This is a genomic window from Herbiconiux moechotypicola, from assembly GCF_024979255.1.
In the GTDB taxonomy this organism is placed as follows: Bacteria; Actinomycetota; Actinomycetes; order Actinomycetales; family Microbacteriaceae; genus Herbiconiux; species Herbiconiux moechotypicola.
This window is the reverse complement of record NZ_JANLCN010000003.1, coordinates 399,676-417,683: the sequence shown is the minus strand read 5'-3', so window position 1 is coordinate 417,683 and position 18,008 is coordinate 399,676. Positions and strand designations below refer to the sequence as shown.

The following is an 18,008-nucleotide window of genomic DNA, read 5'->3' as shown; positions in this document are numbered from 1 at the left end:
CTCAGCGCCGATGGTACTGCAAGGGGGACCTTGTGGGAGAGTAGGACACCGCCGGACTTCTTTGTGAAATGGCCACCCGAGCTTCGGGTGGCCATTTTGCGTTAAGTCCCTGAGGAGAGCCGATCGTGGCTGAAGACGAAGATCGTAAGCGTGAGGTGGGTGCGTCGCGCCCTCACGGCAACCGTCCGGCGCGGCCCGACTCGGGGAAGCGGCCATTCACCCCGCGGCAGGACTCCTCTCGCGGACCCGCTCGTGACGGGGACCGCCAGGGGCGCGAGCAGCGGCCCCGCCAAGGCGGGCCGTCGAGGGATGGTTCGCGCGACCAGCGACCGCCTCGTTCCGGCGATCGGGATGCTGGGCGATCGGCAGGTGCGCGAGACGGGGGTGCGCGAGACGATCGGCGTTCGAGCAGCCCACGCGACGGCAAGAGCTGGGGTGGCGCCTCGCGCGACGGCGGGGGCCGCAGCGGTGCACCTCGCGCTCAGGGTAATCGCGATGGATCGCCCCGTTCGGGCGGTTCGTGGGGCGACAAGCCACGGTCGAACGGACCTCGGTCGGACACACCGCGCTCCGGCGGGTCGTGGGGTGAGAAGCCACGTTCCGGTGGTTCGTGGGGCGACAAGCCACGCTCGGGAGGTGCGAGCGGCGGTTCACGGCGCGACTCGGCCGACAGGGGAGGGCGCGACGGTGAGAAGAGGCTCTGGACCAGGGACGGCAGGCCCGCTCGTGGTGACCGGGGCGCATCCCGGCCCGAGCGTCCGCAGCTGACCGAAGAGGAGCTGCGCGCACGTGCGTTGCGTTCGGTGCGCACACGGCACGACGATCCTCCGATCCCGGACGACGTGACGCCGCGCGACCTCGACAAGGTGGCTCGCAACGAGCTCAAGACCCTCAACAAGGAGAACGGCGACGAGGTCGCCCGTCACTTGGTGATGGCGGCCCGCCTCATCGACGAGGATCCCGAGCTCGCACACCGCCACGCCGTCTCGGCTTCTCGGCGTGCCGGACGGATCGCCGTGGTGCGCGAGACGTTCGCGATCACCGCCTACAGCATCGGGGACTACGCGCTCGCCCTCCGAGAGCTGCGCACGTTCCGCCGCATCTCCGGCTCCAACGAGCAGCTGGCACTCATGATCGACAGCGAGCGTGCGCTCGGGCGCCCGGATCGGGCGCTGGAGACCGGCCGTTCCGTGGAGCGTTCGAGCCTCAGTGTGCCCACGCAGGTCGCGGTCGCGATCGCGATGTCGGGTGCGCGGCTGGATCTCGGGCAGACCGACGCCGCCCTCGCCGAGTTGGAGATTCCGCAGCTCGACCCGGTCACCGCGTACTCCTACAGCTCGGAGTTGTACGACGCGTACGCCGAGGTGCTCGAGGAGCTCGGACAGAGCACGGAGGCTGCGACCTGGCGGGCGCGTGCCCGCCGGGCCGAGGAGGCCTTCGCGCCCGAAGACGACGACGTGATCGAGATCGTCGACGAGGAGTACGAGGTGGTCGACGACGCCGACGACGCCGACGACACCGAGGACGCCGACGACACCGAGGACGCCGACGAGACCGACGAGGAGGGCGGCACGGATGGGCCTGTTCGGCAAGAGGACTGAAACCCCCGCGGCCACGCCGCTCGACGGCGTCGAGGCGGTTCTCGCCGACCTCGACGGAGTGGTGTACCAGGGCCCGGAGGCCATCCCCTTCGCGGCCGAATCGCTCGGACGGGCATCGGCCGAGGGCCTGAGGGTGGGGTTCATCACCAACAACGCCTCGCGCACGGCCGCCCAGGTGGCCGAGCACCTCACGAGCTTCGGGCTCGCGGTCGCCCCGGACGACGTCGTGACCTCGCCCCAGGCAGCCATGCGCCTGATGGTCGACCTCGTGCCCCAGGGCTCCACCATCCTCGTGGTGGGGGGCGTGGGTCTCACCACCGAGGTCGAGCGGGCCGGCTTCGTCGTGACCCGGTCGTCGAAGGACGCGCCCGCCGCGGTGGTGCAGGGCTTCGCGCCCGAGGTGGGCTGGCTCCAGCTCGCCGAGGCCAGTTTCGCCCTCCACGACCCCGCCGTGCACTGGGTCGCGACCAACACCGACTGGACCATTCCTGTGGCCGGCGGCATCGCCCCGGGAAACGGCACGCTGGTGTCGGCGGTGCACACCGCCGTCGGCCGGCTCCCGGTGGTGGCGGGCAAGCCCGAGGTGGCGATCTTCGACGAGGCCAAGGCCCGGTTCGGGGTCGACACGGCTGCGTTCATCGGCGACCGGCTCGACACCGACACGATGGGTGCGAAGCGGGCGGGCCTGCGCGCCATCCACGTGCTCACCGGGATCGACCGAGCCAAGCAGCTGCTCGCCGCCCCGGCGGACTCGCGTCCTGACTTCATCATCGATGACCTTCGGGGGCTCTTCGACCCGTATCCCGCCACCCGCACCTCGAAAGACGGGGCCGAGACGACGGTCGGCGCTGCGACCGTGCGGATGGACGGGCATCGCGTGCGCATCGTGAAGGCCGGCGACTCACCCCTCGATCTGGTGCGCGCGGGCTCGGCAGCGATCTGGAACTCCGGCCTCTCCATCCACGCGCTCGACGTGGAGGCGGGCCTCTACAGCTGAGGTGGTCGCCTCAGAAGTGCGCTCCGCTCAGGCCGTTGTCGGAGGCGCGCGCTACGCTGAAGTGGTGACACCAGACGACACCGACGGGGCACTCCTGCCGCGCCTGCGCGTAATCGAGGAGCAACCCCTCGAGGCACGCGCCACGGCCTACGCGCAGGTGCACGACGAGCTGAAGCTGCGCCTCGAGGGCGGCGACTCCGCGGGTGCGGATGCCTGATTCGCGTCTCGACGCCGCGGTCGCCGCGCGCGGGCTGGCGCGGTCGCGCTCACACGCCGCACGGCTCATCGCGAACGGCTACGTGCGGGTGGACGGCACGCCGGTGGTGAAGGCGTCCCACCCTGTCGGCGACTCGCAGGTGGTCACCGTCGACGCGGTCGACCGCTACGTCAGCCGCGGGGCGAACAAGCTCCTCGCCGCGCTCGAGGCGTTCCCCGAGGTGACCGTCGCCGGTCGCCTCGCGCTCGACGCGGGCGCGTCGACCGGCGGGTTCACCCAGGTTCTGCTCGAGCGAGGCGCCCGTGAGGTGATCGCGGTCGACGTGGGGCACGACCAGCTCGACCCGATCATCCGGTCGGATGCGCGGGTGGTCGCGGTCGAGGGCTTCAACATCCGTTACGCCACGCCGGCCACGCTGGCGGGCGTCTCGGGGGTGGCCGACGCGCCAGGACTCGTCGTGGCCGACCTCTCCTTCATCTCGCTGCCGCTGGTGCTGCCCGCGCTGAGCGAGGTGGCCGAGCAGGACGCCGACTTCGTGCTGCTGGTGAAGCCGCAGTTCGAGGTGGGGAGAACTGGAATCCGCGAGGGGATCGTGCGCGACGCCGCTCTGCGGGCCGATGCCGTGACTGGTGTGCTCTGGGCGGGGTATGACCTGGGGTTCTCCACAGGCGGCGTCATCCGCTCGCCGATCGCGGGGAATGCGGGCAATCTGGAGTACCTGGTCTGGCTCAGCCGGAGCCGGGGCGCGCATCCGACAGAATGGATGCAGCGGGTGACCGAGATGACAGGAGCGTGAGGCGTGGTCGGTGAACGGCACATGCTCGTCGTGCTGCACACGGGCCGGCGCGACTCGGTGCTCGCCGCGGAGAGCGTCTGCCGGCAGCTGCGCGACGCCGGTGTGACGCCGGTGGTGGCGCCCTACGATGCCGACGAGAACGCGGCGGTGCTCACCGAGCTCGGCGCCGTTTCCACCCTCGGAGACGAGGTGCGGGTCGAGTCGCTCGAGCTCGTGATCGTGCTCGGCGGCGACGGCACCATCCTGCGGGCGGCCGAGCTGGTGCGCGGAACCTCGGTGCCCCTGCTCGGCGTGAACCTCGGTCACGTGGGCTTCCTCGCCGAGAGCGATCGCGAAGACCTCACCGAGACGGTCAACCGCGCCCTCGCCCGTGACTACGAGGTCGAAGAGCGCATGACGCTGTCGGTGCGCGTGAAGCTCGGCGCCGAGGTGGTGTACGAGTCGTGGGCCCTCAACGAGGCCACCGTCGAGAAGGCCAGCCGCGAACGGATGCTCGAGGTGGTCGTGGAGGTCGACGGCAGGCCGCTGTCGAGCTTCGGTTGCGACGGCGTCGTCATGTCCACCCCCACGGGTTCGACCGCCTACTCGTTCTCGGCCGGCGGCCCCGTGGTGTGGCCCGAGCTCGACGCCCTGCTGCTCGTGCCGCTCAGTCCGCACGCACTGTTCGCGCGCCCGCTCGTGGTCGGTCCCGACTCGGCCCTCGCGGTCGAGGTGCTCGACCGCACCCAGGGAGGTGCGGTGCTCTGGAGCGACGGGCGCCGGATGCGCGACCTCCCGAAGGGTGCCCGGGTGGTGGTGAGGCGGTCGCCGGTGCCGGTGCGCCTCGCACGCCTGCACCAGGCCCCGTTCACCGACCGGCTCGTGCGCAAGTTCAACCTGCCCGTCAACGGGTGGAGAGGTCCGGTCGACCGTGATTGAAGAACTGTCGATCACCGACCTCGGTGTCATCGGCGAGGCGGTGCTCCCGCTCGGGCCGGGGTTCACCGCCGTGACCGGTGAGACCGGTGCGGGCAAGACGATGGTGGTGTCGGCGCTCGGACTGCTGTTCGGCGAGCGGGCAGACCCCGGCGCCGTGCGCAGCGGAGCGGCGCAGGCGTGGATCGAGGGGCGCCTCGACGTCGACTCCGACGGCGCGGTCGCCGAGCGCGTGCGCGAGGCGGGCGGCGACGTCGAGCCGACGGCCGGCGGGAGGGCGGAGCTCATCCTCTCGCGGTCGGTCTCGGCGGAGGGCCGCGGGCGGGCTGTGGTGGGCGGGCGCACCGCGCCGATCGGCGTGCTCTCCGAGCTCGGCGATGCCCTGGTGGTGGTGCACGGGCAGAGCGATCAGCTGCGGCTGAAGGGCGCCACGGCGCAGCGCACCGCTCTCGACAGCTTCGGCGGGGCCGAGCTCGCCACCGCGAAGGCGGCCTACCGTGCGGTCTACGACTCATGGCAGGCGCACCGGGCCGAGATCGAGGTGCTGATCAGCGAGCGGAGCGCCCGCCTGCGGGAGGCCGAGCAGCTGCGCGTGGCGATCGAGGAGATCACCGCGGTCGCGCCGCTCGCCGGAGAAGACGTCGAGCTCGGTGAGCTGGCCGATCGGCTCACGAACGTCGAAGACCTGCGGGTGGCCGCGGCCGAAGCGCGCGACGCGATCTCGAGCGACTCCGGCGACGCGATCGACACCGTCGTGCTCGTCGACAGCGCCCGCCGCAGCCTCGAACGGGTCGTGCACCACGACCCCGCGCTGGCTCCCATCGCCGCCTCTCTCACCGAGGCCAGCTTTCTGCTCTCCGACGTGTCGACCCAGCTCGCCAGCTACGCGGCGAGCCTCGAGAGCGACGAGCCCGGAGAGCTCGACCGCATCCAGGAGCGGCGCGCGCAGCTCACCGCTCTCGCGCGCAAGTACGGGCCCGAGCTCGTCGACGTCATCGCCTTCGCCGCCGAGGCCGAACCCCGCCTGCTCGAGCTCGACTCCGACTCCGACCGCATCGAGGAGCTCACCGCGGTGGTCGACGACGAGGCGGCGCAGCTCGAGCGGCTCGCCGGCGAACTGACCGGGTTGCGCACGACCGCGTCGTCGCGGCTCGCCGATCAGGTCACCGCCGAGCTGGCCGCGCTGGCCATGCCGAACGCGCGGCTCGTGGTGGAGGTGACCCCGCGCGAGGAGTACGGGGCATCGGGCCGCGACCAGGTGCAGTTCCTGCTGAGACCGCACGAGGGCAGCGAGCCGCGGCCGCTGAACCGCGGAGCCTCGGGAGGTGAGCTCTCGAGGGTGATGCTCGCGATCGAGGTGGTGCTCGCCGAAGCCGACCCCGTGCCCACCTTCGTGTTCGACGAGGTCGACTCGGGTGTGGGCGGCGCCTCGGCCATCGAGATCGGTCGCCGGCTCGCCGCGCTCGCGCGCACCTCCCAGGTGATCGTCGTGACCCACCTCGCCCAGGTGGCCGCGTTCGCGACCAACCATCTGCGCGTGGAGAAAGACCAGGACGGCCCGGTGACGGCCAGCAACGTCGTGAAGCTCGAGGGAGACGAACGGCTCGCCGAGATGGCGCGGCTGCTCTCGGGCCTTCCCGACTCCGAATCGGGCCTCGCCCACGCCGCCGAACTGCTCGATACCGCGACCTCGCTCGCTGTGCCACACTGAATCGATCCGGCGTCGCGCGCCGGCGGACGGTCAGATCGGGGGATCCGTGGCACGGATGACGAACAAGGAGCTGGTCGAGCTCGTCGAGCAGCTCCGCGCCGAGAACGAGCAGCTGCGAGACGACGTGCGTGCCGCGCAGAGTGCGCAGACCCTCCAGATCAGCACGGACGAACCGGATGCGGAGACACCGGCACCCAAGGCCCCGCGCCGCGGCCGCGGGCGGGCCCGCACCGTCGCCGCCGTCGCCCTCGTGGTGATCGGCCTCGTGCTCGCCCCCGTCGCCCTGGTGGGCAGCTGGGCGAAGACCCAGCTGGTCGACACCGACACCTTCGTGGCGACCTTCGCCCCGCTCGCCGCCGATCCGGCGGTGAAGGCCTTCGTGGTGACGGAGGTGATGGGGGTGATCGACGAGCAGATCGACTTCGAGGCCTCGACGAGCGAGGTGTTCGATGCCATCGCCGCGCTCGACATCCCGCCCAGTGCGAAGGCTGCCCTGGTGGCGCTCAAAGTTCCCGCGGCCCGCGGACTGCAGTCGCTCGCCACGACGGTCGTCACGGGCTTCGTCGACTCGGAGGCCTTCGAGAACATCTGGCAGCAAGCCCTGCGCCTCAGCCACCAGCAGCTCGTCGCCGCCTTGACCAGCGACCCCGGGAGCGCGATCTCGATCTCGGGCTCCGGTGAGCTGGCGATCCAGCTGGGGCCGGTGATCGAGGCGGTGAAGACCGCCCTGGTCGATCAGGGACTCGGCTTCGCGGAGGCCATCCCGACGGTCGACGCCGAGATCGTGGTGGCCCAGTCCGCGAGCTTCAGCCAGCTCACGCTGCTCTACGGGCTCGCGGTGTCGATCGGGCAGTGGCTGCCGCTGGTCGCCCTGGTCTTCCTCGCCGCCGGCGTGCTGGTCGCCAAGCGCCGTGTGGTGACTCTGTTCTGGACGTCGCTCGTGTTCGGGCTCGTCATGACGGTGGTGGGCATCGCCCTGCGGGTCGGCAATGTCATCACCGTCTCGAGCCTCGCGGCCTACGTACCGATCGACGCGGCCGGAGCGATCTACGACGCGGTCACCTCCCTCATCTCCTCCACCCTCGTGGCGATGGCGGTGCTCGGGTTCACGGTGGCGCTCATCAGCTGGGTGCTCGGCCCCTGGCGGCCGGCACCCGCACTGCGGTCGGTGTTCGGCGACGGCGCCGCGCGGCTCAGGGCGTTCGGCGACACGCGCGGCATCGGCACGGGGGCGTTCGGCCGATTCCTCGGCCGGCAGCGGCTGCTGGTGCAGATCGTGATCGGTCTCGGGGCCGCCGCGATCATCCTGTTCGTGCGCCCGATCAGCACCGGGCTGATCGTGTGGACGGCCGTCGTGGCGGTGGTGCTGCTGCTTCTCGTGGAGGTGCTGCAGCGCCCGGTCGCGACCATCGACCTCGACGACCCGGCCGACCTCGACGAGGTGTCCGAGCATCCCGCAGCACCGACACCCGAGGCCGTCGCGGCAGAACCGGTCGCGAGCACTGATAACATGGAACTCCGTGGATGACGCTCAGGATGCCGTAACGACGACCGACACGAAACTCACGAAGCACATCTTCGTGACAGGGGGTGTGGTCTCCTCGCTCGGCAAGGGCCTCACCGCCGCGAGCCTCGGCAACCTGCTCACTGCGCGGGGCCTCAAGGTGGTCATGCAGAAGCTCGACCCCTACCTCAACGTCGACCCCGGCACCATGAACCCGTTCCAGCACGGTGAGGTGTTCGTCACCGACGACGGGGCTGAGACCGACCTCGACATCGGGCACTACGAGCGCTTTCTCGACATCAATCTGAGCCAGGCCGCGAACGTGACGACCGGGCAGATCTACTCGAGCGTCATCGCCAAGGAACGGCGCGGCGAGTACCTCGGCGACACCGTGCAGGTCATTCCGCACATCACCGACGAGATTAAGCGGCGCATGCGGCTGCAGGCGCACGACGCCTCGCGCCCCGACGTGATCATCACCGAGATCGGCGGCACGGTGGGCGACATCGAGTCGCAGCCCTTCATCGAGTCGGCCCGCCAGGTGCGGCACGAGCTCGGCCGAAAGAACGTGTTCTTCGTGCACGTGTCGCTCGTGCCCTTCATGAACGCCTCCGGCGAACAGAAGACCAAGCCCACGCAGCACTCGGTGGCCGCCCTGCGCTCCATCGGCATCCAGCCGGATGCACTGGTGCTGCGCAGCGACCGGCCCGTCTCCGAGAGCAACAAGCGCAAGATCGCGCTCATGTGCGACGTCGACGAGGCCGGTGTGGTGAACGCGGTCGATGTGCCGTCGATCTACGACATCCCCACGATGCTGCACACCCAGGGGCTCGACGCCTACATCGTCGACCACCTCGACCTCGGCGACCAGGCGGGCGAGGTGGACTGGTCGGGCTGGCAGCCGCTGCTCGACGCCGTGCACGAGCCCAAGCACGAGGTCACCATCGGCCTCGTGGGCAAGTACATCGACCTGCCCGACGCCTACCTCTCGGTCACCGAGGCGTTGCGCGCCGGTGGCTTCGGTCATCGCACGAAGGTGGCCATCAAGTGGATCCCCTCCGACAACTGCGAGACCCCGGAGGGTGCTGCCCGCGAGTTGAGCGACGTGGACGGCATCTGCGTTCCTGGCGGCTTCGGGGTGCGCGGCATCGAGGGCAAGCTCGGCGCGCTGCGATTCGCCCGTGAGAACGGCATCCCGGCGCTCGGGCTGTGCCTGGGCCTGCAGTGCATGGTGATCGAGTACTCGCGCAACGTGGCGGGGCTGCCCGGCGCCTCGTCGAGCGAGTTCGACCCCGACACCGAGTTCCCCGTGATCGCCACCATGGCCGAGCAGGTCGACATCATCGCCGGGGGAGACCTTGGCGGCACCATGCGCCTCGGGCTCTACGAGGCCGACCTCGCGCCGGGCTCCATCGCGGCCGAGGTGTACGGGGCCGAGAAGGCCTCCGAGCGCCACCGCCACCGCTACGAGGTGAACAACAAGTACCGCGAGCAGATCGCCGAGGCCGGCCTGTGGTTCTCGGGGCTCTCGCCCGACGGGCACCTCGTCGAGTACGTCGAGCTGCCGCGCGACGTGCACCCGTACTACGTGGCGACCCAGGCGCATCCGGAGCTGCGGTCGCGGCCGAGCCGCCCGCATCCGCTGTTCAAGGGCCTCGTGGGCGCGGCGCTCGAGCGCCAGGAGGCCACGCGGCTGTTCGCGGTGCAGGACTCCTGAGCATGAGCGGCGGGCCGTCGGAGGGCGGGGCGGGGCTGCCGTTCGCCGACGAGCCGATCGTGCTGCCCGTCTCCTCGAGTGAGGTCGTGTTCGACGGCTACGTGTGGGATGTGCGGCGCGAGGCCTTCGCCTACGGCGACGACGTGCTGCGGCGCGACTTCGTCGATCACCCGGGCGCCGTGGCGGTGTTCGCGCTCGACGACCACGACCGGGTGCTGCTCATCAAGCAGTACCGGCACCCGGTGCGGCGGCGCGAGTGGGAGCCGCCGGCGGGGCTGCTCGACGTGGCGGCCGAGGCTCCTGTCGTCGCTGCGCAGCGCGAGCTCGCCGAGGAGGTCGATCTGGCCGCCGACGAGTGGCACGTGCTGATCGACTACCTCACCACGCCCGGGGGGAACAACGAGGCGATCCGCATCTTCCTCGCGCGCGGGCTGCACGAGCTCGAGGCGTTCGAGCGGGAGGGCGAGGAGGCCGACATGGAGCGGCGCTGGGTGCCGCTCGACGAGATCGTGGACGCGGTGCTCGCCAGCCGGGTGCAGAACCCGTCGCTCGCGCTCGGGGCGCTCGCCGCGCACGCGTCGCGGGCGCGCGGGTGGAGCACGCTGCGGTCGGCCGACGACGCCTGGGATGCGCATCCGGCGGGCCATGGGCGAGCCGGCGGCTGACGAGGCGGCGGGTGGCTCGCCGGCTGGTGGCGAGGCTGCGGCCGACGGCACGGCGGCGGCCGGCGCCGCACGGGCGGCGCTGACGCGGCCGGTCGACGGGTACCTGCGGCACATCACGGTGGAGCGTGGGCTCTCGGCGAACACCGTGGCCGCCTACCGCCGCGATCTCGCGCGGTACGGGGGCTGGCTCGACGCCGAGGGGGTCGAGGGGTTCGGGGTCGTGGGCGAGAACGACATCGCCGCGTTCACCCGGTCGCTGCGCACTCCGGAGGGTGAACCGATGAGTCCCTCGTCGGTGGCGCGCATCCTGTCGGCCGTGCGCGGACTGCACCGCTTCCTCGCCGAGGAGGGCGCGATCGACACCGACGTGGCCCGCGAGGTGAAGCCGCCCAAGCTCGCGATGCGCCTGCCGAAGGCGATCACGATCGAGCAGATGGACCGGATGCTCGCCGCGACCGGGGGAGACGACCCGGTGGCCCTGCGCGACCGCGCGCTGCTCGAGCTGCTGTACGCCACGGGCGCGCGCATCTCGGAGGTGGTGGGGCTCGACGTCGACGACGTGCGCGGGGGTGGCGGCGACAGCGGTGACGGCGGGATGCGCACCGGCGACCTGGTGCGGGTGACCGGCAAGGGCAGCAAGCAGCGGGTGGTGCCGGTCGGCAGCTACGCGCGCGACGCCCTCGACGCCTACCTCGTGCGGGTGCGGCCCGTGTTCGCGACCCGGGGCACGGCGACCCCCGCGCTCTTCCTCGGCATCCGGGGCCAGCGGCTCAGCCGGCAGGGCGCCTGGCTCGTCATCCAGGCCGCGGCCGAGCGGGCCCACCTCGACGTGCACGTGTCGCCCCACACCTTCCGCCACTCCTTCGCCACCCACCTGCTGCAGGGCGGTGCGGACGTGCGGGTGGTGCAGGATCTGCTCGGCCACTCCTCGGTCGCGACCACCCAGATCTACACCCACGTCACAGCCGACACGCTGATCGACATGTACCTCACTGCGCATCCGCGAGCCCGCTGACCCGGAGGGCGGGCGGCGGCTAGAATCGACCAAGCCCGCCGCGACGGCGAGCAGGAACGAGGAGCGACTTCGGTGCCGACACGGAACCAGAGAACGGCCACCCAGGGTCAAGACGCGCTCGCCGGCATCGACGTGCCGGTGATCGGCCCCACCGGGAGACCGGTCACCGACTTCCCGGTCCCCGCTCCGCTGCCCTCGCACGGCCCCGCGCGCATCATCTCGCTCTGCAACCAGAAGGGCGGCGTGGGCAAGACCACGACGAGCGTGAACGTGGGAGCGGCGCTCGCCGAGTACGGGCGGCGCGTGCTGGCGATCGACTTCGACCCGCAGGGCGCACTCTCGGCGGGGCTCGGGGTGCAGACCCACGACATCCCCACCATCTACGACCTGCTCATCGGCACCCTCAAAGACCCCGCCGAGGCCATCCAGCCCACGAGTGTGCCCGGGCTCGACATCATCCCGGCCAACATCGACCTCTCGGCCGCCGAGGTGCACCTCGTGAGCGAGGTGGCGCGCGAGTCCATCCTCGCCCGGGTGCTGCGGAAGGTGAGCAACGACTACGACGTCATCCTCGTCGACTGCCAGCCCTCGCTCGGCCTCCTCACCGTGAACGCGCTCACCGCGAGCCATGGCGTTCTCATCCCGCTCGAGTGCGAGTACTTCGCGCTGCGCGGCGTGGCCCTGCTCGTGGAGACCATCGACAAGGTGCGCGACCGGCTCAACCCGGCGCTCGTGCTCGACGGCATCCTCGCCACCATGTACGACCCGCGCACGCTGCACTCGCGCGAGGTGCTCGAGCGCGTCGTCGAGACCTTCGGCGACAAGGTGTTCGAGACGGTCATCGGCCGCACGGTGAAGTTTCCGGATGCGACGGTCGCCGGGCGCCCGATCACCCAGTTCGCGCCCGAGCACTCCTCGGCGAAGGCCTACAAGCAGCTCGCCCGCGAGCTCGTCGCCCGTGGCGCGGTCGCCTGAGTCGCAGCTCGCGAGCGGCGGCTCCGAGGGCGCACCCGCCGTCGCCCCCGACTTCTCGCTGAGTCTGGACAACTTCGAGGGGCCCTTCGACCTGCTGCTCTCGCTCATCGCCAAGCACGAGCTCGACATCACCGAGATCGCGCTCAGCCGGGTGACCGACGAGTTCATCGGCTATCTCAAGAACCTCGACTCCGACAAGGAGCTCGACCGCGCATCCGAGTTCCTGGTGGTGGCGGCGACGCTGCTCGACCTCAAGATCGTGGGGCTGCTGCCGCAGGGCGAGCTGGTGGATGCGGAGGACGTGGCGCTGCTCGAGGCCCGCGACCTGCTGTTCGCGCGGCTGCTGCAGTACCGGGCGTTCAAGGTGGTGTCGGCGTGGCTGGCGGAGCGATTCGAGGAGGAGTCGACCCGGCGGCCGCGGTCGGTGCGGCTGGAGGAGAAGTTCCGGCAGCAGACGCCCGAGCTCGTATGGACGCTGTCGCCCGACGACTTCGCGGCGCTCGCCGTGCTCGCGCTCACGCCCCGGGAGCTGCCGACCGTGGGACTGGAGCACCTGCACGCGCCGCTGGTGAGCATCCGGGAGCAGGCGGCGCACGTGGTGGCGACGCTGCGGTCGGGCGGGCCGGTGTCGTTCCGCGTGCTGATCGCGGGGATCGCGGAGAAGGGGATCGTGATCGCGCGCTTTCTCGCGGTGCTCGAGCTGTACCGGCACGCGGCGATCTCGTTCGAGCAGCTCGAGCCGCTGGGGGAGTTGACGCTGCAGTGGACGGCGGAGCACTGGCGTGACGAGAATCTGGCCAATCTGGGAGCCGACTATGACAACTGAGGGTGTGGACGTGGAGACCTCGCCACGCGACGCCGCAATCGCGGTGGACGTGGACCGGGCGCTGGAGGCGATCCTCATGGTGGCCGATGAGCCGCAGGGGCTCGTGGCGCTCGCCACCGGGATCGGACGGCCGGTCGCGGTGGTGCGGCAGGCCGTGGAGCGGCTCGTGGAGGACTACGACGGCGTGGCGCCGGGGTCGGTGCGGCGCGGCTTCGAGCTGCGCGAGGTGGCCGGGGGCTGGCGCCTCTACGTGCGCGGCGACTACGACGAGCTCGTGCGCGACTTCGTCACCACGCAGAACCCGTCGAAGCTCTCGCAGGCGGCGCTCGAGACGCTCTCGGTGATCGCCTACAAGCAGCCCATCTCGCGGGGTGCCGTGGCGAGCATCCGGGCCGTCAACGTCGACTCGGTGGTGCGCACGCTGCTCAGCCGAGGACTCATCACAGAGGTGTCGACGCAGGCCGAGACCGGGGCGATCCTCTACGGCACGACCGAACTGCTGCTCACGCAGCTCGGCATCAACTCGCTCGAAGAGCTGCCGCGCATCTCGCCGTTGCTCGACGACGGCAGCGAGGGGTTCGACGAGACGGGGATGATCCGATGAGGCCGTTCGAGATTCCGCCGTGGGATGACCGGGATGCGCGGGGCGGCGCCGGCGGCGGCAGCGCCGATGCCGGCGGCGGCGGCGCCGGTGGTGCGGGCGGTGCGACCGGCGTGCGGCTGCAGAAGGTGATGGCGGCCGCGGGCGTGGCGTCGCGGCGGGTGTCGGAGCAGATGATCGAGGCCGGGCGCGTGGAGGTGAACGGCGAGATCGTGACCGAGCTCGGCCGGCGCATCGACCCCGAGACCGATCTCGTGTCGGTCGACGGCGTGGCCGTGCAGCTCGACCCCGAGAAGCGGTACGTGATGCTCAACAAGCCCGTGGGGGTGGTGAGCTCGCTCTCCGACGAGCGCGGCCGGCCCGATCTGCGGCGCTACACCGACGCCTACGAGGAGCGGCTGTTCAACGTGGGCCGGCTCGACGCCGAGACCAGCGGACTGCTCGTGCTCACCAACGACGGTGACCTCGCGCACGTGCTCGCGCATCCGTCGTTCGGGGTGATGAAGACCTACATCGCCAAGGTCGGCGGGCGCATGACGCCGCAGACCGTGGCGAAGCTCACCGCGGGGATCGAGCTCGACGACGGGCCGATCGCCGCCGACAAGGCGCGGCTGCTCGACGTGGAGCGCGCCTCGTCGATGGTGGAGCTGACCCTGCACTCGGGGCGCAACCGCATCGTGCGGCGCATGCTCGACGCGGTGGGTCACCCGGTGACCCAGCTAGTGCGGCGCTCGTTCGGGCCGCTGCACCTCGGCACGCTGCGCTCGGGCGCGGTGCGTGACCTGACTAAAGTAGAGGTCGGCCAGTTGCTCACGTTGTCGAGGGGCGCGGGCTCCGACCGGTGACCACGGTGCGGCGAGCCCTGGCCGTGACCTGCCGGCCGCCGTGCGCGCCCGGCGGAGGAAGCAGCGAGTGGTGAACGAGAAGAACGTCGTCGAGAGCCGCCTCACCGGCCCCGTGCGGGTGGTGGGCGTGGGGCTGCTCGGCACGAGCATCGCCCTGGGGCTGCGGGCGCGAGGGGTCGACGTGATCCTCTCCGACGCCTCGCCCACCAACGTGAGCATCGCCGAGGACTACGGCGCGGGTCGTCGCGCGACCGACGGCGACGAGCCGCAGATCGTGGTGGTGTGCGTGCCGCCCGACGTGACGGCGTCGGTGATCGTGCGCGAGCTCTCGGCGTACCCCCGGGCCGTCGTGACCGACGTGGCGAGCGTGAAGAAGCCGGTGCTGGATGCGGTGATCGCCGCCGGGGGCGATGTGACCCGCTACGTGGGGTCGCATCCGCTGGCCGGGCGCGAGCGCGGCGGGCCCATGGCGGGCCGGGCCGACCTGTTCGTGGGTCGGCCGTGGGTGGTGGCCGGGCATCCGGCGATCTCGTACCAGACGGCGGCGGCGGTCGACGACCTCATCCTCGACCTGGGGGCGACCCTCGTGGAGATGACGGCGGCCGAGCACGACGCGAGCGTGGCGCTGGTGTCGCACGTGCCGCAGGTGGTGTCGTCGGTGCTCGCACAGCGGCTCGTGGAGGCGCCGGAGTCTGCCGTGAACCTCGCGGGGCAGGGGCTGCGCGACGTGACGCGGATCGCGGCGAGCGACCCGGAGCTGTGGGTGCAGATCCTCGGGGCGAACGCCGAGCCGGTGGTGGAGGTGCTGAGCGCGTTCCGCGACGACCTGGACCGGTTCATCGGGGCGCTGTCGGCGCCGGAGGTGCCGGGTGCCCGGCGGGAGATCGCCGAGGGGCTGGCGGCCGGGAACGCGGGGGTGGCGCGGATTCCGGGCAAGCACGGGCTCGACAAGCGGTACGCGCAACTGGTGGTGATGGTCGACGACGCGCCGGGGGAGTTGGCGCGGCTGTTCGCCGAGGTGGGGGAAGAGGGTGTGAACTTGGAGGACCTGCGGCTGGAGCACTCGCCGGGGGCGCCGATCGGTCTGGCGGAGCTGTCGGTGCTGCCGGAGGTGTCGGGGCGGCTGGCGGAGGCGCTCGCCGCGCGCGGGTGGAGGATCGCGGGATGAGCGGGGCCGGTGTGGGTGCGGATTCCGCGGGTGCGGAGGCGTCGGCTGGTGCCGGTGCCGGTGCCGGTGCCGGTGCTGGTGCTGGTGCTGGTGCGGCGGCGTCGGGCGGGCCGGTGCTGGTGGCGATCGACGGGCCGGCGGGGAGCGGGAAGTCGAGCGTGAGCCGGGCTGCGGCGCGGGCACTCGGGTACGGGTATCTCGACACGGGGGCGAGCTATCGGGCGCTGTCGTGGGATCTGCTGGAGCGCGGGATCGACGCCTCGGAGGCTGCGGCGGTGATCGAGGCGCTCGCGGGGTTCGACTTCACGATCGGGACCGACCCGGACGACTACTTCGTGCGCGTGGGGGCGGTCGACGTGACCGAGGCCATCCGGGAGCCCCGGGTGACCGCGGTGGTGAGCCTCGTCGCGCGGGTGCCCGAGGTGCGGGTGTGGCTGAACGACCGGTTCCGGGCGATCGTGGCGGCCGCCGCCTACCCGGGCGTGGTGGTGGAGGGCCGCGACATCACGACGGTGGTGGCGCCCGACGCACCCGTGCGCATCCTGTTGACGGCCTCGGAGGAAGCGCGCGCATCCCGTCGGTCGAAGGAGCTGACCTCGGAGTCTGCGGCCGCCGTGGGCGATGCACTGCGCAAGCGGGATGCCGCCGACTCGAAGGTGGTCGACTTCATGAACGCGGCACCCGGCGTGGAGACGGTCGACTCGACCGAGCTCGACTTCGGGCAGACGGTGGACGCCGTGTGCGACGTGGTGCACGCGAGGCTCGCGGCGCTCACCGGCTAGAACGGGCCGGGCCGGGTCGTGGGTGGCCGCGGCGGGGCCGGGGAGGGGTGCCGGGCGGCGGGGTCTTCTAGAATCGAGACTTCAGTACGAAGACTGTGAGGACCACCATGGCCGAGAGCCAGACCCCCGACTCCGACGACGCCGACGTGTTCGACACGCCCGACGATCTGGCGGAGCGGCTCGCCGACGTCGACGACGAGATCGCCGAGCAGCGGGCCGCGGCACTGCGCTCGGGCCTCGACGACTACGAGCTCGACGAGGGCGACCTCGATCTGCTCGAACTCTCCGACGACTACCCCGACGGGGTGTTCTACCTGCCCGCGCTGCCCGTGCTCGCGATCGTGGGGCGCCCGAACGTGGGCAAGTCGGCGCTGGTGAACCGCATCCTGGGCCGTCGCGAAGCGGTCGTGGAGGACAAGCCGGGCGTGACCCGTGACCGCGTCGCCTACAAGGCGGAGTGGAACGGGCGGCGCTTCACCCTCGTCGACACCGGCGGCTGGGAGCCCGACGCCGCGGGCATCAACGCCGCCGTCGCCGCGCAGGCCGAGGTGGCGATCGACCTGGCCGACGTGGTGCTGTTCGTGGTCGACTCCAACGTGGGGGCCACCGCGACCGACGAGCACGTGGTGAAACTGCTGCGGCGCGCGAAACGGCCCGTGTTCCTCGCGGCGAACAAGGTCGACGACGTGCGGCAGGAGCCGGCCGCATCCGCTCTCTGGTCGCTCGGGCTCGGCGAGCCCTACCCGGTGTCGGCGCTGCACGGGCGCGGCGTCGCCGACCTGCTCGACCTCGTGATGGAGAAGATGCCCGAGGTGTCGGCCGTGGCGAAGCAGGAGGTGGGCGGACCGCGACGGGTCGCCATCCTGGGCAGGCCGAACGTGGGCAAGAGCTCGCTGCTCAACAAGGCGGCGGGCGAGGAGCGGGTCGTGGTGAACGAACTCGCCGGCACCACGCGCGACCCCGTCGACGAGCAGATCGAACTCGGCGGGCGGGTGTGGACGTTCGTCGACACGGCGGGCATCCGCAAGCGGGTGCACCTGCAGCAGGGGGCCGACTTCTATGCGTCGCTGCGCACCTCGGCCGCGCTCGAGAAGGCGGAGGTGGCGGTGGTCGTGTTCGACGTGACCGAGCCGATCTCCACGCAAGATCTGCGCATCGTCGACCTCGTGCTCGAGTCGGGGCGGGCGCTCGTGCTCGCGTTCAACAAGTGGGACATGCTCGACGACGACCGGCGGCGCTACCTTGAGCGCGAGATCGAGCAGGACCTCGCGCACGTGACATGGGCGCCGCGCGTGAACATCTCGGCGCGCACGGGGCGGCACCTCGAGAAGCTGGTGCCCGCGCTCGAGCTGGCGCTGGACTCGTGGGACACGCGGATTCCGACCGGGAAGTTCAACGCCTTCCTCGCCGAACTCACCGCGGCTCACCCGCACCCGGTGCGCGGGGGCAAGCAGCCGCGCATCCTGTTCGGAACCCAGGCCGCGACCCGGCCGCCGACCTTCGTGCTGTTCACGACGGGGTTCCTCGACCCGGGGTACCGGCGGTTCGTGCAGCGGCGGTTGCGTGAGATCTACGGGTTCGAGGGGACGCCGATCGTGGTGAACATGCGGGTGCGGGAGAAGCGGAAGCGCTGAGGCGCGGGCTGCCCGGCCGCTGGGCGCCGGGCGCCGGCG

Annotated in this window: 17 protein-coding genes; all 17 read left to right on the top strand. The window is 71.5% G+C overall.

The features are described from left to right. Positions 1–842 precede the first annotated feature (842 nt). The 17 genes from N1031_RS07215 (at position 843) to der (ending at position 17,969) form a co-directional block, all read left to right on the top strand. Positions 843–1,601, top strand: a complete 759-nt coding sequence (locus N1031_RS07215) for a tetratricopeptide repeat protein (protein ID WP_259478924.1) — start codon at positions 843–845, stop codon at positions 1,599–1,601. Next, positions 1,576–2,598, top strand: a complete 1,023-nt coding sequence (locus tag N1031_RS07210; RefSeq protein ID WP_259478923.1) for an HAD-IIA family hydrolase — start codon at positions 1,576–1,578, stop codon at positions 2,596–2,598. Before N1031_RS07215 ends, N1031_RS07210 begins: the two co-directional genes overlap by 26 nt. Positions 2,599–2,662: 64 nt before the next feature. Then, positions 2,663–2,815 carry a hypothetical protein gene (locus N1031_RS07205; RefSeq protein WP_259478922.1) on the top strand — a complete coding sequence of 51 codons (153 nt, stop codon included), beginning with the start codon at positions 2,663–2,665 and terminating at the stop codon, positions 2,813–2,815. After that, on the top strand, positions 2,808–3,611 hold the full coding sequence (locus tag N1031_RS07200; RefSeq protein ID WP_259478921.1) for a TlyA family RNA methyltransferase: 804 nt from the start codon (positions 2,808–2,810) through the stop codon (positions 3,609–3,611). Before N1031_RS07205 ends, N1031_RS07200 begins: the two co-directional genes overlap by 8 nt. 21 nt (positions 3,612–3,632) lie before the next feature. Beyond that, positions 3,633–4,529, top strand: coding sequence for an NAD kinase (locus N1031_RS07195; RefSeq protein WP_259478940.1), 897 nt, complete (start codon positions 3,633–3,635; stop codon positions 4,527–4,529). Next, positions 4,522–6,237, top strand: coding sequence for a DNA repair protein RecN (gene recN, locus N1031_RS07190; RefSeq protein ID WP_259478920.1), 1,716 nt, complete (start codon positions 4,522–4,524; stop codon positions 6,235–6,237). Before N1031_RS07195 ends, recN begins: the two co-directional genes overlap by 8 nt. 55 nt (positions 6,238–6,292) lie before the next feature. Then, positions 6,293–7,765 (top strand): phosphatidylglycerol lysyltransferase domain-containing protein, encoded by a 1,473-nt coding sequence (locus N1031_RS07185; RefSeq protein ID WP_259478919.1) that lies wholly within the window; start codon positions 6,293–6,295, stop codon positions 7,763–7,765. Continuing rightward, complete coding sequence (gene pyrG / locus N1031_RS07180) at positions 7,758–9,458, top strand: CTP synthase (protein WP_259478918.1); 1,701 nt, start codon at positions 7,758–7,760, stop codon at positions 9,456–9,458. The genes N1031_RS07185 and pyrG overlap by 8 nt, the downstream gene beginning before the upstream one ends. Positions 9,459–9,460: 2 nt before the next feature. Then, entirely contained in the window at positions 9,461–10,123 is a 663-nt protein-coding gene (locus N1031_RS07175) for an NUDIX domain-containing protein (RefSeq protein ID WP_259478917.1), read from the top strand. Beyond that, a complete protein-coding gene (locus tag N1031_RS07170) occupies positions 10,104–11,138 on the top strand; it encodes a site-specific tyrosine recombinase XerD (protein ID WP_375163616.1) in 1,035 nt (344 codons plus the stop codon). The genes N1031_RS07175 and N1031_RS07170 overlap by 20 nt, the downstream gene beginning before the upstream one ends. Before the next feature lie 126 nt (positions 11,139–11,264). Then, positions 11,265–12,113: a ParA family protein gene (locus N1031_RS07165; RefSeq protein ID WP_259478939.1), complete on the top strand. Its 849-nt coding sequence runs from the start codon at positions 11,265–11,267 to the stop codon at positions 12,111–12,113. Continuing rightward, a complete protein-coding gene (locus tag N1031_RS07160; RefSeq protein ID WP_375163613.1) occupies positions 12,097–12,939 on the top strand; it encodes a segregation and condensation protein A in 843 nt (280 codons plus the stop codon). The genes N1031_RS07165 and N1031_RS07160 overlap by 17 nt, the downstream gene beginning before the upstream one ends. After that, positions 12,929–13,543 (top strand): SMC-Scp complex subunit ScpB, encoded by a 615-nt coding sequence (scpB, locus tag N1031_RS07155; RefSeq protein WP_259478915.1) that lies wholly within the window; start codon positions 12,929–12,931, stop codon positions 13,541–13,543. The genes N1031_RS07160 and scpB overlap by 11 nt, the downstream gene beginning before the upstream one ends. A gap of 128 nt (positions 13,544–13,671) precedes the next feature. Continuing rightward, entirely contained in the window at positions 13,672–14,385 is a 714-nt protein-coding gene (locus tag N1031_RS07150) for a pseudouridine synthase (protein WP_375163615.1), read from the top strand. A gap of 70 nt (positions 14,386–14,455) precedes the next feature. Next, the gene (locus N1031_RS07145; protein ID WP_259478913.1) at positions 14,456–15,553 is read left to right on the top strand and encodes a prephenate dehydrogenase; all 1,098 of its coding nucleotides are present in this window, start codon (positions 14,456–14,458) and stop codon (positions 15,551–15,553) included. Further along, complete coding sequence (gene cmk / locus N1031_RS07140) at positions 15,550–16,335, top strand: (d)CMP kinase (RefSeq protein WP_259478912.1); 786 nt, start codon at positions 15,550–15,552, stop codon at positions 16,333–16,335. Before N1031_RS07145 ends, cmk begins: the two co-directional genes overlap by 4 nt. 107 nt (positions 16,336–16,442) lie before the next feature. Beyond that, positions 16,443–17,969 (top strand): ribosome biogenesis GTPase Der, encoded by a 1,527-nt coding sequence (gene der, locus N1031_RS07135; protein ID WP_259478911.1) that lies wholly within the window; start codon positions 16,443–16,445, stop codon positions 17,967–17,969. Positions 17,970–18,008: the final 39 nt, after the last annotated feature.